This window comes from Xanthomonas sp. NCPPB 2933, from assembly GCF_056725225.1.
Genome location: NZ_CM161518.1, coordinates 1291337 through 1306215 on the forward strand (window position 1 = coordinate 1291337; position 14879 = coordinate 1306215).

7 protein-coding genes and 1 pseudogene are annotated in these 14879 nt (G+C 64.0%); 5 read left to right on the forward strand and 3 right to left on the reverse strand.

Annotated elements, in window-relative coordinates; translation table 11 throughout:
- Window positions 1-64 precede the first annotated feature (64 nt).
- The 3 genes and pseudogenes from AC1PLU_RS05380 to AC1PLU_RS05390 form a co-directional block, all read left to right on the forward strand.
- A pseudogene (locus AC1PLU_RS05380) lies at window positions 65-225 on the forward strand (GNAT family N-acetyltransferase); the annotation flags it as partial.
- Between the two features lie 242 nt (window positions 226-467).
- Window positions 468-1391: a TrmH family RNA methyltransferase gene (locus AC1PLU_RS05385; protein WP_255085881.1), complete on the forward strand. Its 924-nt coding sequence runs from the start codon at window positions 468-470 to the stop codon at window positions 1389-1391.
- Complete coding sequence (locus tag AC1PLU_RS05390; protein ID WP_481107909.1) at window positions 1391-2902, forward strand: carboxylesterase/lipase family protein; 1512 nt, start codon at window positions 1391-1393, stop codon at window positions 2900-2902. Before AC1PLU_RS05385 ends, AC1PLU_RS05390 begins: the two co-directional genes overlap by 1 nt.
- Before the next feature lie 64 nt (window positions 2903-2966).
- Here AC1PLU_RS05390 and AC1PLU_RS05395 read toward each other — a convergent pair whose 3' ends face one another.
- Together AC1PLU_RS05395 and AC1PLU_RS05400 are read right to left on the reverse strand one after the other, a co-directional pair.
- Complete coding sequence (locus tag AC1PLU_RS05395; RefSeq protein WP_481107910.1) at window positions 2967-4466, reverse strand: neprosin family prolyl endopeptidase; 1500 nt, start codon at window positions 4464-4466, stop codon at window positions 2967-2969.
- A gap of 304 nt (window positions 4467-4770) precedes the next feature.
- Entirely contained in the window at window positions 4771-6735 is a 1965-nt protein-coding gene (locus AC1PLU_RS05400; RefSeq protein WP_481107911.1) for a glycoside hydrolase family 97 protein, read from the reverse strand.
- Window positions 6736-6954: 219 nt separating this feature from the next.
- Between AC1PLU_RS05400 and AC1PLU_RS05405 the strand changes: the two genes are divergently transcribed.
- Both AC1PLU_RS05405 and AC1PLU_RS05410 read left to right on the forward strand, forming a co-directional pair.
- Window positions 6955-10422 carry a glycosyl hydrolase 2 galactose-binding domain-containing protein gene (locus AC1PLU_RS05405; protein ID WP_481107912.1) on the forward strand — a complete coding sequence of 1156 codons (3468 nt, stop codon included), beginning with the start codon at window positions 6955-6957 and terminating at the stop codon, window positions 10420-10422.
- A gap of 140 nt (window positions 10423-10562) precedes the next feature.
- The gene (locus tag AC1PLU_RS05410) at window positions 10563-13499 is read left to right on the forward strand and encodes a TonB-dependent receptor (RefSeq protein WP_481107913.1); all 2937 of its coding nucleotides are present in this window, start codon (window positions 10563-10565) and stop codon (window positions 13497-13499) included.
- Between the two features lie 237 nt (window positions 13500-13736).
- Here AC1PLU_RS05410 and AC1PLU_RS05415 read toward each other — a convergent pair whose 3' ends face one another.
- Window positions 13737-14789 carry a LacI family DNA-binding transcriptional regulator gene (locus AC1PLU_RS05415; RefSeq protein WP_481107914.1) on the reverse strand — a complete coding sequence of 351 codons (1053 nt, stop codon included), beginning with the start codon at window positions 14787-14789 and terminating at the stop codon, window positions 13737-13739.
- Between the last annotated feature and the right edge of the window lie 90 nt (window positions 14790-14879).

Below are 14879 nucleotides of genomic sequence, written 5' to 3' on the forward strand. Positions count from 1 at the left end.
GCAGCGTGCGACCCGGGTGCGCAGTATCGGCAGTGTCGATGCTGCGCACATAGGGGCCGGAGCGATGGACGATTCACCGACGCAGCACGGAGCCGGCCTCGTGCTGCGCCGTTGGCGCCAGGACGACCTGGATGCCTTGTTGCGGCGCGCCATGACCCGCTGATGCCGCGCGGGTTGAGCGCGCAATTTCCGCACCTTTTTACACACGCCGATGGCGAAGCCTTCCAAATGGAGGCACGCCGATCCTGCGCGCCAGAATTCGGTCCCGGCAGGCAGGCAAGGCTTTGGAAATCGGCTTCATCCCAACCGCCGTACACGGCCCATCGCGCCAGTGGCTTACCATCGTCGTCACTGTTCCTGCGGCAGCGGCCCTGGTGGCGCTGCAGGATGACCGATACAGCAATCGCGGGAGGGGTCGAGAACGGCCTGTTCCGCACTGCAAGAAACACGAAGGACTGGATACGACGATGACACAGCATGATGGACGGGGCTCACGCCCGCCGCGCGATGGCGGCACCTCCGGCGGCGCGCACAACCCTTGGGGGCGCGCCGCGCCGCGTGCACCTGCAGCGCGGCCACCCGCACCGCAGGCGCCTGCGCAGTACGCGCCCTCGGCCACGCCCGCTGCTTCTTCAACCTCTGGCGGCAACGCGCGCGAAGTGCGGCTGTACGGCATCAATGCGGTGCAGGCGGTGTTCAAGGCGCGGCCGGAGGCGTTGCGCAAGCTGTATCTGAGCGAGGCGCGCATTCCGCAGTTCAAGGCGCTGCTGGCCTGGTGCGTTGCCCAGCGCATCGGCTACCGCGTGGTCGAGGAGGCCGATCTCAGCAAGCTGGCCGCCAGTACCCACCACGAAGGCGTGGTGGCCGAGGTGCTGCGCGTCACCCCGCAGTCCTTGCAGGACTGGCTGGCCGCCTTGCCGGCCGGTCCGGTGCTGGCGCTGTGGTTGGATGGTGTGGGCAACCCGCACAACTTCGGCGCGATTTTGCGCTCGTCCGCGCACTTTGGTGTGGCCGGCTTGCTGCTGCCGGCCGGCTCCACGCTGGGCTTGTCCGGCGCGGCGGCACGTGTGGCCGAAGGTGGCGCCGAAGCGGTGCCGCTGGTGCAACTGCCCGACACTGCATTGGCAATGGCGCAACTGCGTCAGGCCGGATTCGCAGTGGCCGCCACGCTGGCGGACGGTGGTGAAGACGTGTTCGCCGCAGCTTTGCCGCAGCGGCTGGTGTATGTGATGGGCGCAGAAAGCGAAGGCATGGACCGCCAGTTCGCACGCGATTGCGACCTGCAGTTGTCGATTCGCGGCAGTGGCAAGGTCGAAAGCCTCAACGTGGCCTCGGCCACGGCGGTCTTCCAGGCCGCCTGGCGCGCCCGCGTGCTCAGCGGGCAGTCCTGATGCGTGCGTCTGCGTGGTTGCTCGCCATTGGCGGGGTGCTGAGCGCCAGCACTGTTGTGGCGGCTCCGGCCGCAGCGGCTGCCGCCCCCGAGGTGCGTACCGATCACGGCATGGTGCGTGGGCAATGGCAGGACGACGGCAGTGCGGTGTTCCGCGCGATTCCCTTCGCTGCCCCGCCATTGGGCGCATTGCGCTGGCGGCCACCGCAGCCGGCTGGGGCATGGTCGGACGTGCGCGATGCCACCCAGGCGGCCACACCGTGCGTGCAGCCGGCGCTGGGCTGGAACAACGCCATGGCCAAGCGCGGCACTGAAGATTGTCTCTACGTCGAAGTGCAGACGCCAAAGCTGCAACCGGCCAAGCCGCTGCCGGTGTTCGTGTGGATTCACGGCGGCGCCAATGTGGCTGGCGGCGCGGATGGCCATCTGCCGACCAATCTGGTCGCACAGAACATGCTGGTGGTGACGCTGCAATACCGGCTTGGCGCCCTCGGTTTTCTGTCGCTGCCGGAACTGCGCGATGGCGATAACGAAGCCGCCGGCAACTACGCCTTGCTCGATCAGATCGCCGCGCTGCAGTGGGTGCGCGACAACATCGCGCAGTTCGGCGGCGATCCTGCGCGGGTCACCATCGCCGGGCAGTCGGCCGGTGGTCAGGACGTGGGCCTGCTGATGCTCAGCCCGCTGGCACGTGGCCTGTTTTCCGCAGCGATTGAGCAGAGCGGCACCGCCGGTTTCGGCTTGCCAGCGCGCTCGCTGGAAGAAAACCGCACGCTGGGTGTGAATATCGCCAAGCGTGCAGGCATCGATGATCCTGCAACGCGTCTGGCACAGCTGCGTGCGCTGCCGGTGGAGCAAGTGATCAAGGCTGGGCAGGGTGTCGATGTGCCGGCATTGGACGACGATGGCTACATCTGGTTGCAGGCGGTTGTCGACGGACGCGTGCTGCCACGTGCGCCTGCGGCGCTGCTGGCCGAAGGTGCACAGGCCAAGGTGCCGCTGTTGATCGGCTACGTGGTGCAGGAGCTGGAATATGGCGGCAAGCAGGGCGCGCAGGCGCGATTGCGTCGCGACTATCCCGCGCAGGCCGATGCCGTGCTGCAGGCGCAGCGTGCACACGCGGCGCAGCGTGCCGCGCGTCAAGGCGATGCGGCGATGCAGCTGTCTACCGATCTCACCTTCCGTTGCCCGGCAGTGACCGTCGCACAGCAGCAGGCCGCGCTGGGCGTGCCGGTGTGGCATTACGTGTTCGATACCGCCGCACCGGGCGGGCAGGTGACGCATAGCGCGGAGCTGCCATTCCTGTTCAAGGATCTGCCGATCGGCCAGCCGCCGGTGAGTTTGCAGCGCTATTGGGCCGCGTTCGTGCAGCGTGGCAATCCCAACGCCAAGGGATTGCGGGCCTGGCCGGCGTTCGCGCCCAAGCATGCGGCATTGCAGTTCGATGCCAACGGCGTGCGGCAAATCAAGGATGCGCGCCCGCCCGTGTGTGCAGGCGTGGACTTGCCATAAGCGATCGTGCGCACCGAAATCGCGCGCACCGAAACGGTACGCGCGATGACTCCCCTCAACTCACTCAGCGTGCGCAGCCCGGCCCGCCGAAGTAGAAGCCGCCGTTCTGCATTTCCGGCGACAACGTGGTGCGGGTGACGCCTGCACCCAAGGCATACGGGTAGGTGTAACCGGCCATCGCCAGCGTGTAGCAGGACGGCTGCGCCACATTCAAGCTCGACAGGCGTTGCGTGGGATGCGCGGCCATCGCCGCATCGCGATAAAAATGGTTGGCCTGAAATGCGGCCTGGCGATAGCCGGCGTTCGCAAACCGGCCGCTGCCCATCGGTGCGCTGGGACGACCGTCCCAGGTGGAAATTTCGCCGCCCGCAGAGATGAAGATGTTCGCGCTGCCCTCGGCGATATCGCCTGCGTAAAGTTCTGCCTTGTAGTAGCCGATCCATTCGCCATTCAAGCCGAACCACCAGTAGCCATCAGCGTTACGCTGGAACTCCACATGCAACATCGCCTGTGCGCCGCCTGCGGTGCTGAAGCCGCCCGCTGGTGCAGCGCCGAGCACGTTGGCAGTGCTGGTCTGCACGAAGTCGGCGCAATCCAGGTTGTGGCAACCGGTGGTGACGTAGCCGTCCTGGGTGGAGTAGATAAACAGGATCGGCCGCGTGCCCCAGCCCGCGCCTGGCTGGGTCTGCCAACCGGCTTCCAGCGTCTGGATCACGCCTTGGCGGGTGTAACCGCCCAACCAGATCTGGCTGATCGATTGCGCATCGTTGGCGGTGACTGTCGGCACCCAGGTGTTGAGGTCGGCACCGGCGCCGGTCACCGGCGAGCCGGCCGTGTCCAGATAGATGGTGGAGTAGTAATGCACCACCGATGCGGCCTCCTGCGCCGCCGGCACAGCGTCAGCCTGCCTGGGCGCGACCACACTGGGACTGGTGCCACGCAGAAAGCTGCGCAGATCCGCATGCTTGCTCATCTCGGCCAGGCCGATGCGTTCGAGCGGTACGCTGCCGGTATCGCAGCGTTGCGCCGCATCGATCGGCGTCACCGTACCCGTGTTGCTTGAGATCGTTGGTGGCATTGCTGGCGTGCTGCCATCGCGCAGTGCCGGCTGCTGTTCGCGCGGAATGCAGTCGAAGATCTTGCCGTCCTGTTGCACGCTGCGCAGTACCGTCAAACCGTTGTAGCGATTGAAGACATAGCGCTGCATTTCGGCGAACGCGGTGGGGTCGCTCACCTTGGCCGTTGCGCCACGCGTGGCGTAACTGAGCTGCGCCTGCGTATCCAGAAAAGTTTTGAACTCGCGCGTGACCTGCGGAAATGCGCGCGACACCGACACCGACACCGACAGCGAGGCGCGCAGTGCAGCGCGCTGGACGGGTGCGACGCTTGCCGTGGCAGGCGTCCGCAGTAGCGGTGGCATCAGTGTGTCGATGCTGCGATCGCTGGTTGCCGAAATCGACGGCGGCATCAACGCGGCGGCGTGAGTGGCGGGAGCCAATGCACAAACGCAGAGCGCAGCAACGGCGCGGCCGATCGCTATCGGCCGATTGGAACGGAAGGTCATGTGTGTTTCCCCTGACGCCAGAACGAAACTGCCTGCACGTGGCGCACCATGCAGCACAGTGCTCTCAGTGTCGCAGTTGCGTCCCGAGGTTCGTTCGGTGGCGCATGCCTGCGTTGAAGGCGTGCGCATGCTAACTGTCTAAAAAGGGAATATATCGGCAAGCACGCATTGCGTGACATCAGGCACACGCCAAGCGCAATGCGCTAAGCGGATGCCATGTCGATGGTCATGCACACCCTTGCGTACGGCGTATCGCCAATGCGCAAAGGTGTGCACGGTCACTCCGCCATAAGCATGGCTGTTCTTACTTTTTTTGCAGCCTCACTGCAGCGCCGCCGCTTGCAGCCAGCGCAAGCTGCAACGTGTCGTTACGTGTGAGCTCGCGCGTGTCGATACGCACTTCTGTCGGAGCCTCGCCATCGGCGTAGATGGTCGCGGTCCAGGTGCCCTTGCCCAGAAACGATAACGGCAAGGTCAGCGTGCGTGCCTGCTCGTTGGTCATCGCGCCCACATACCAGTCCTTGCCGCTGCGCCGCGCCAGTGCGATGTGTTCGCCGATGGCACCGTCCAATGCCCGCGTCTCGTCCCAGCTTGCCGGCACATCGCGCAGAAACTGCGCTGCCGGCACGTTTTCGTATTGCTCCGGGCTATCGGCCACCACCGCGAACGGGCTTTCGTAGACCACATACATCGCCAGTTGCTGCGCGCGCGTGGTCATCACTTGCGGCGCGATGTGCTGCGCCTTGAAGTCGGCCGGGCGCACATTGCGGAATCCGCCGGGCGTGTAGTCCATCGGCCCGAGCAACATGCGTGTAAACGGCAACGTGAGGTTATGCGTGGCGGTGATGCGCGTGGTCCACTTGTTGTATTCGGCGCCGAGCACGCCTTCCTGCGTAAGGTAGTTGGGATAGGTGCGGGTCAAGCCGGTGGGGTGATAGGCGCCATGCAGATCCACCAGCAATTTGTGCTTGGCGGCCTTGGCGAGCAGGCGGTGATAGAAATCCACCATCTGCTGATCGTCGCGGTCCATGAAGTCGACCTTGATGCCCTTGATGCCGAGCTGCTGATACCACGCAAGCGCTTCGTCCATATGCGCGTCGAGCGCGCGCCAGTGCGCCCACAGCCACAGCCCGACATCGCGCTGCCGTGCGTAGGCCACCAGGCCCGGCAGGTCGAGTTGCTCCACCGGCCTGCGGATATCGGCATCGACGTTGTACTGGCCATCGCCGGTGCTGCCGAAATACCAGCCGTCGTCGATCAGCATGTATTGCAGTTTCAATTGCTGCGCGTGATCGATATAGCGCTGGATGGTGGCGGTATTCATGCCGGGGTTCGCCATACCGCTGGCCAGCGAGCCGGACCACCAATCCCACGCCGATTTGCCTGCACGCACCCAGCTGGCATCGAAGGCAGGCGGTGGATTGAGTGCGGAAATCAGGTTGGAGTCGATCAGGCTTGCCGGGCTGTCGCCAAGCATGATCACCCGCCATGGCGTGGCAAAATCGCGGCCTTTGGCATCGAAGTCGACCGCCAGCTTGGGGTCGTCCAGGCGTGGCGATAATTTCGCCGACACACCCAGTCCACCATCCTCGCGGCCGGTGAGATACAGGCCGGCGTAATCGCGCAGGTTGGCCTCGGCAATCGCCAGCGTGGTGCCTTTCGCATCGGTCTGGCACACCAGCGGCAGTTCAAGCAGATTGTGCGGGCGCAACTTCGAGGCGGCGATCGCATCGTATTCGCCCTCGTGGCTGGTGCCGAAGCGACCGAGATTCAATGTCCAGCACGCGTAATCGCGCGGAAATGCAAAGCTGGTGAGCTCATTGCGAATACGCACTTCACCGGCGTCGGGCAGCACGTAACGCAGTGCTACGCCATCGTCGTAGGTGCGCAACTCGATGGTGAGTCGCCGCTGTTGCGCATCGGACAACTGCACGCGCAATTGGCGATAGTGATCGCGCACCTGGCGCGTCTTGCCCACGCTCAGGGCGAACTGGCTGTCATGCGTTTCTGTGGTGCTGCTTTGCAGCGTCATATCGCGGCCGAGCTTATTGGCCCTGCCCAGATCCAGCCCAAGCGGTGCATCGGCGAGCACCACTTTGTTGCGATACAGCACGCGATAGGTTGGAATGCCGCCCTCGCGTAAGGTGAATTCCACTTGCGTACGTGCGTCGGGCGATTGCACCTGCAAACGCTGCGCAGCTGCAGGCAGCGCGATTACGCACAGCAACGCGCATGCCGCCGGTAATGCGGACTGGATCAGGTTTCGCATGAGTCCCTCCTCCTGGGAGCGCCAACCCTAACGCAGAAAGGTTGTTGTCGGTATCTACCTGGGGTAACGTTACCTCGCACCATGGCCGCTGAAACAGGGGCGGCAGCCACGGGCGGCATCACTTGGAAGCAAAGCGACAAGACAGTTGCGACTCGTCTTGTTGGTTGCGTCCGGCGATGTGCACCGTTGTTTGGCAGTAGAGCTTGGGAGAGGCCTCTAATGCTGATGGTTCGCAAGGCGTTCCGCCGTGGAGCGCTGTGGTTGTTGTGTGGTTGCATCGGTTGGACTGCAGTGGAGGCTGCGCCTGCCGACGATCCGCCGGGTCCTTACGATGTGCGCGTGCTTGCGGGCGGGGTGGGGCTGACCAAGAAGCTCGCTGCCGATACGCCATTGCTTGCCGCCAACGCCGATTGGAGCGTGTCCGGTTGGGTGCGCCTATCCAGTGCAACGACAGGCCCTGCGTTGATCGCCGGTGTGGGCGATCCGCAAGGCACTGGCCGTTATTTTGTTGTCGACGACGGCAAGCTCGGCTTTGTGCAGGGTGGCGACAACGTGCTGCGCAGCAAGCAGACACTGCGCGCAGGGACGTGGACATACATCGCCGCAGTTGCACAAGGCGCGCGTCTGACGCTGTATGCAAATGGCCGTGAGGTTGCCAACGGCAAGGTGCAGCAGCTCGCGGTTGCGCCAACATTGGTATTCGGCCCGCGTCAGCAACCGGCTGCGTATACACAGCACTTCGGTGGGGAGATCGCGGGCTTTACCGCGCAGGCGGGTGCACTGGATGCGGCAGCCATCGCGCGGCTTGCAAGGCAGGCGCCGGATCCTGCGTTGCAGCGCTTTGAAGACGCATCGCCTGGCTGGCGTGTGCAGGTCAAGCAGATGGCTGGGCAGCTTGCGCCGCAGCCTGCGGCGACCTTGCCACGCAGTGCAGCGGCCTTCTCGACACCGGTTGCCAAGCCAGTGCCGAACGCACCGGCGCTGCAGCCGCTGGATGCCGCGTCATGGCGGGTCGGGGCATGGCAGTTGGCTGCGGCAGCGGACCTTGGTCAATCTACCGGTGCAAGGCTGTCGCGCAGCGATTACGCAGTGGGCAAGACCACGTGGCGCGCCGCGACCGTGCCGGGTACGGTGCTCACCACGCTGGTGGATCGCGGCGTGTATCCGGATCCGGATATCGGCCTCAACAACATGGCGATTCCCGAATCGTTGAGCCGGCAGGATTGGTGGTACCGCAGCAGTTTCGATGTGCCTGCGGCACTGCAAGGCAAGCGACTGGAACTGCTGTTCAACGGCATCAACTATGCCGGCGAAGTCTGGGTCAACGGCACCCAGGTCGGGCGCACCCGGGGTGCATTCGCGCGTGGCCGCTTCGATGTCAGCAAGCAGCTCAAGCCGGGCTGGAATGTCGTTGCGGTGCGCGTATCCCCGCCGCCGCATCCGGGCATCGCACACGAACAATCGATGACGGCGGGCGTCGGCGAAAATGGCGGTATGCAGGCGCTGGACGGGCCGACCTTTATCGCCAGCGAAGGCTGGGACTGGATTCCGGCGGTGCGCGATCGCAATGCCGGTCTGTGGCAAGACGTGCAGTTGCATGCAACAGGTCCCGTCGCGCTCGGTGATACGCAGGTGGTCACCGCGCGGCTGGCACCGGATCACCACCGCGCTGAACTCGAGGTCAGCGTGCCACTGCGCAACGACACCAACGCAGCAGTGCAGGGCACCTTGCAGCTGGCCTTCGGCGATGTGCGCATCCAGCGCGAGGTCACTGTGCCGGCCGGTGGCAGCACGCTCAAGCTCACCGCTGCCGATACGCCGCAGTTGATCATCGCCAATCCGCGCCTGTGGTGGCCCAACGGCTATGGCGAGCCTGCGCTGTATACCTTGCAGGTCGGTTTCGATATCGCCGGCACGCGCTCGGACGCGCAGCAGCTGCGCTTTGGCATTCGTCAGGTGACCTACGAACTATCGTTGTTCGACGACGATGGCGCGCTACGCCGCGTGCTGGTGGATCTCAATCAGGCGCGGCAACGTGGCGAGCGCATTATCGACGTGCGTCATGACGCGATTCGCCCGGTGCCCGGTGGCAATGCACAGTCGTTGTATCCCGGCGCGTTGTCTTCGCCCGCCGTACAGCAACTCGACGACACCACCCTGGCCCCGCATCTGGCGCTGCGCATCAATGGCGTGCGCATTGCGGTGAAGGGCGGCAACTGGGGCATGGACGATTGGCGCAAGCGGGTCTCGCGCGAACGGCTGGAGCCGTACTTCCGCCTGCAGCGCGATGCGCATTTCAATGTGGTGCGTAACTGGGTGGGGCAGAACACCGAAGCCAGCTTCTTCGAGCTGGCCGACGAATACGGCATGTTGGTGTTCAACGACTTCTGGCAGTCCACCCAGAACTACAACATGGAGCCGGCCGACGCGGCGCTGTTCCTGGACAATGCCGCCGAGGTGATCAAGCGCTTCCGTAATCATCCTTCCATCGTGCTGTGGTTCGGGCGTAACGAAGGCGTGCCGGCTCCCATCCTCAACGAAGGCCTGGACACACTGGTTGCCGAACTCGATGGCACGCGCTGGTACACCGGCAGTTCCAACGAGATCAATCTGCAGGGCAGCGGGCCGTACAACTACCGCGAGCCGGTGGCGTACTTCAACAAGCTGGCGCAAGGGTTTTCGGTGGAAGTGGGCACGCCTTCGTTCTCCACGCTGGAGTCGTTCAAGGCGTCGGTACCTGCCGTGCAGGATCAGTGGCCGATTGGTGATGCCTGGGCGTACCACGACTGGCACCAGTCCGGTAATGGCGACACCGGCAGCTTCATGCGCACGCTCACCGACAAGCTCGGCGCGCCGACCAGCCTGGCTGATTTCGAGCGCAAGGCGCAGCTGCTCAATTACGACACCCACCGCGCGATCTTCGAGGGTTTCAACGCGCAGCTGTGGAGCAAGAACAGCGGGCGCTTGCTATGGATGAGCCATCCCGCATGGCCCAGCAATATGTGGCAGATCTACAGCCACGACTACGACACCCACGCCGCTTATTACGGCGTGCGCAACGCAGCAGAGATGCTGCATGTGCAGATGAACTTGCCAGGCCACGAGGTGGTCGTGGTCAATAACGCGGCCGAGCCGGTCAGCGGCTTGCGTGTGCGTGCGGAGATCTACGGTGCCGATGGCAAGCTGCTGCAACAGCGCGAGCAGGCGGTTGATGCAGCGGCGGTTGCGGTGTCTGCACCGGTGCTGCAATTGGCGCCGCTGCTCAAGGACACCAATGGGCTTGGTTTTGTGCGCTTGCAATTGCTCGACCGCGACGCCGTCGTGCGCTCGCGTAATTTCTATTGGGTGGCGCGCGATGCGGCCGCCATGCGCGGCCTGGATGCGTTGGCGGCAGTGCCGGTGCAGCTCAGTACGCAGTTGCAGGACGGTGCGGAGCCGGTGCTGCGCGCCACCGTGCGGAATGCATCGCAGCAGGTTGCGCTCAACACCAAGCTGACCCTGGTGGATGCGCAAGGCCAGCGCATCCTGCCGGCGTATTACAGCGACAACTATCTCAGTCTGGTGCCAGGCGAGCAGCGCGAGGTGGAGATTCGCGGTCCGTCTGCGGCGAGCCTGCGCAACGCCACGTTGCAAGTGCGTGGCTGGAATGTCGAACCCTCAACAGGTGCTGCCAACGGGCTTCCGTAGCGGCGCCAGCAAGTTGCCGCGCCGTGCCTTGCACGGCGCTCGTACTGACGTGCCGATCGCACGTCAGCCAATACCGCATTGCCGTGCCTGCAATGCCATTCGAAACGGTCGTGGATTGTCGTCATCCCTGGGAGGGGACCATGAACAAGCTGCATGCGAACACCCGTCACACCCCATTGGCTGCCTCACTCGCGGCGGCGCTCACCTTGCTTGCCGGTAGCGTCAACGCGCAGGACGCCAGCACCACTGCTGGCGTCACCGAACTGGACAAGGTCATGGTCAAAGGCGTGCGCGGCGCGCAGGCCGAGGCCATTGAAAACAAGCGTACCGCCGCGCAGATCATTGATTCGATCTCTGCCGAAGACATCGGCAAATTGCCCGACGTCACCATCACCGATTCGCTGCAACGCGTGCCCGGCGTGCAGATCCGGCGCTCGGCCGGCGAAGGCTCGCAGCTCAATATTCGCGGCATGCCGCAGGTGCAGACCACCATGAACGGCGAGTTGTACCTGAGCGCCGGTGGTGGCGACCAATACGGGCAGCCGAACATCGGCCGCGCGCAGCCTGATTTCGTCGACATTCCGCCGACCTTGTTCAGTGGCGTGGACGTGATCAAGTCGCCCACCGCCGCCGATCTGGATGGCGGCATCAGCGGGACCGTGTCGCTGAAGACGCGCCGCCCGTTCGATCTGCCGGAAGGCTGGACTTTCAGTGGCCAGGCCGAAGGGTCCTACGGCGATCGCGTGCAGGAACTCAATGAGCTGTACTCGGGCCTGGCCAGCTTCCGCACCGAGCGTTGGGGGGCATTGCTGGCGGTGTCGTATTCCGATGCCACGCTGGAGAACAAGCACCCCAGCGTGTATTCCAACGGCGCGCAGAAATCCACCGAGCAGAACGTGGGCTTCGACTTCAACGGCGATGGACGCATCGGCAGCAATACCGACCCGAGCAATCTGCCGCGCGATTATTTCTACAACTGGGTGGCCACCGAACTGGATAACCGCAGCACCGATCGCCAGCGCACCGGCGTCAACGGCTCGTTCCAATTCAACATCAACGAGTCATGGACGGTGCTGGCCGATGCGGCCTACACCAAGCTCGAAGACCAGGACACCTCGGTGGCCGCGCAGCTGCATACCGGCTGGGCCACCAACCAATTGCAGCCGGGGTCGGTGGTCGATCCCAATGGCGTGCTCGAATATGGCCAGTTCCGCTACAACCGCTTTCAAGCGCATTCCATGGCCGGTGTGGCCGATTCGAATGCGTTGAACACCAATCTGGAACTCCGCTTCGACGATGGCGGCCCGTTTCGCGCCTCGTTCCGTTGGGTGCACGGCGATGCCGAGCGCACCTATGACGAAGCGCGCGCCGATGCGGTGGTGACGCGCGGCGACCAGATCACCCGCGCCGGTGGCGTGACGCAATGGGCAAACGCCAATGGCTTGCCGACGGTGGATGCCTCGGTGGATTTCCGTGGCACCTATCCGGCGGTCAACCTCGGCACCGATGTGTCCAACCCGGACAACTGGCAGCTGATGTCCACCTGGGCGCAGGGCAACAAGATCGAAGCGACGATGGATGCGTTCCGCGCCGACGGTACCTTCGAGTTCGATGAGGGCGTGGTGCGCGGTTTCCAGTTCGGCATCCGTTACGGCGAGCGCGAGGTCAAGCTGGATACCTATCGCTACCTGTCGCCGGTGTCGAGCAGCTGCGCAGACCCGAACCGCTCGCTGTATTACTTCAAGGATCCGCTGATCGTGGATACCTGCAGCGGCGTCTCCGAAGCGCGCCTGCTGCCGTTCAATTCGATCCTCGGTTACTGGGCGTACTTCAACGACTTCGATCCGCTCAAGGTCACCGGCCTGAGCAGCCAGGGCCTGCCGGCGATCAACCCGCAGGTCATGAAGGACCCGGTGGGCTATCTCAACAGCCTGTACCCCGGCAACGTGGCCTACCAGCAGGCCGCCGATTCGTACAAGGTCACCGAGAAGAGCACCGCAGCGTACTTTCTGGCGAATCTGGAAGGCGGCACCGGCAGTGCGGTGCCGTGGACGGCGAACATCGGCGCACGCATCGTGCAGACCAAGCTGGCGATCGATCAGTATCTGAGCAGCGGCAATGTGTTTATCGGCAATGTCGAATGGAACGGTGTCAGCCCGGCGATCGGTACCAATCGATTGAACCGCCAATACACCGACGTGTTGCCTACCGCCAACCTCTCGCTGGATATCACCGATGCGCAGAAGCTGCGCTTTGCCTACAACAAGGCGGTGGCGCGTCAGGATCTGCCCGATCTCGGTCGCGGCCTGGTGAGCTTCTATGCGGTCAACGGCACGCCACCGCGTAACCCCGCGCTGCCCTCCGATGCGGTGCTGTTCCTCAACGGCCGCTCCGGCAATCCGGATCTGGATCCGTACCGCGCCACCAACTACAACGCCTCGTGGGAATGGTATTTCGCCGATGCCTCGTTGATCAGCGTGGGTGCGTTCCTGATCGATGTGAAGTCGTTTCCCACCACCGTGACCAATATCGAACTGTTGCCCGACGCCGATGGCGTGGTGCGTCAGGGCGGCACGGTCGAGCGCATCGTCAACGGCGGTGGCGGCAAGATCAAAGGTTTCGAAATCGGCTACCAGCAGGCATTCGATTTCCTGCCCGGCTGGCTCAGCGGCTTCGGCACCAACATCAACTACACCTTCTCCGATGCCGAAACCGACAATACCGATATCGACGGCAACACGCTGCCGATCGGCGACAACTCCAAGCATCAGGCCAATGCGGTGCTGTGGTACCAGAAGGACAAGCTGCAGGCACGCGTGGCCTACAACTGGCGCAGCAAGCGCTTCAGCCAGGTCAACAGCGGGGCCTGGGGCGATGAGCTGGCGATCTGGAACGACGATGTGGGCTATCTGGATGCATCGCTCAGCTACGACGTCAATGATCACCTGACGCTGTACGCACAGGCCACCAACCTCACCGGCGAAAGCGAACGCCGGTACGCGCAGTGGACCAATCACTACTACGACCAGAACATCTTTGAGCGTCGTTATTACGCGGGTTTGCGTCTGCGCTTCTGATCCGCTTGCACCGATGTGCGACACGGCGCAGCTATGCGCTGTGTCGCACATGTTTGCGTGTTGTCCACTCTCCAAGCGGTCATTGCGCTTTCTTCCCGTCGCCGTTGAATGCGGCGCTGCAGTACGCCCGATGGAAACGTCGGGCACCCTCCCATTCGGCTGCATCGTCGGGAAGCGATGCGGCCGTTTTTTGTGCGTAATGGCACCGGCGTTACACGCTGCGGATCGATGTAGCGGTTACCGTGCCGGCGGACCCGCCGTGGATCCGCGCTTGACCATGGTGTACTTCATCACCTGATGCACGCCCGGTGCGGTATCGCCCTTGCGTCGCTGACGGATTGCATCGGCCAGCAGCGACACTGCGGCGCGTCCCATCGCGGTGACCGGTTGATGCACGGTGGTGAGCTCTGGCCAGATGGTGGTGGCCACCGGGGTGTCGTCGAAGCCTGCGACCGAGACATCTTCGGGCACGCGCAAGCCCAGGCCGTGTGCGACTGCCACGGCCGCAGCGGCCATGTCGTCGTTGCTGCAGAAGATGGCGGTGGGCGGTTGCGCTTGTGCGAGCAGGCTGCGTGCGGCGAGCAGGCCGGAGCGATAGGTGAATAATCCTTCGGCGATCAACTCCTCGGCCGCCGTCAAACCTGCGGCCTGCAAGCTGTCGAGATAGCCATTGGCGCGTAATGCGCTCGGGGTGTGCTTGGGGTCGCCCTTGATCAAGGCGATGCGGCGATGGCCCAGCTCGATCAGATGATCGACGATGGCGCGCGCGGCCTGATAGTCGTCGATGCGCACCGAGCTGATTTGCGCCATCGGCGCGCCGCTGGCCACCGCCACGACCGGAATGCCGCGTGCATCGAGTTCGGCGATGGTCTGGCGCGAATCGCATAACGGCGGTGGCAGGATCACGCCGTCCACGCCAGCGGCGAGCAAGCGCTCGGTCGCGGCACGTTGGCTGCGGATGGCGCCGCATTTTTCCACCAGCACCTGGCTGCCATTGAGGCTGCTCTGTTCGAGCAAGCCGAGCATGAACTGATTGAGATAGGCGGCGCTGGGATTGCTGTACAGCACACCGATACGCAACAGACCGCTGGTGCGTAACGAGCGGCCGGCCAGGTTGGGCCGGTAGCCCAATGCCTGCACTGAGGCTTCCACGCGCACGCGCATGTCTTCACCCACATGCGGGTGGCGGTTGATGACGCGCGAGGCGGTCATCGGCGAGACGCCGGCGTGTTTGGCGACATCCAGCAGAGTCGCTGCAGTATTCGCACTGCGTTGCCGCTTGGCCGCCATTGTGTGTGCTCGTCCTGGAGTGGAAGCGAAAGGGCAGGGGGTGCGCTTGAAGCCTGCAGCGACTGAGATTGGCTTCGCTGCTGGTAAGCG

Coding starts and splice junctions, on each gene's coding strand:
- AC1PLU_RS05385 (WP_255085881.1), top strand. CDS start 468: ATGACACAGCATGATGGACGGGGCTCACGCCCGCCGCGCGATGGCGGC.
- AC1PLU_RS05390 (WP_481107909.1), top strand. CDS start 1,391: ATGCGTGCGTCTGCGTGGTTGCTCGCCATTGGCGGGGTGCTGAGCGCC.
- AC1PLU_RS05395 (WP_481107910.1), bottom strand. CDS start 4,466: ATGACCTTCCGTTCCAATCGGCCGATAGCGATCGGCCGCGCCGTTGCT.
- AC1PLU_RS05400 (WP_481107911.1), bottom strand. CDS start 6,735: ATGCGAAACCTGATCCAGTCCGCATTACCGGCGGCATGCGCGTTGCTG.
- AC1PLU_RS05405 (WP_481107912.1), top strand. CDS start 6,955: ATGCTGATGGTTCGCAAGGCGTTCCGCCGTGGAGCGCTGTGGTTGTTG.
- AC1PLU_RS05410 (WP_481107913.1), top strand. CDS start 10,563: ATGAACAAGCTGCATGCGAACACCCGTCACACCCCATTGGCTGCCTCA.
- AC1PLU_RS05415 (WP_481107914.1), bottom strand. CDS start 14,789: ATGGCGGCCAAGCGGCAACGCAGTGCGAATACTGCAGCGACTCTGCTG.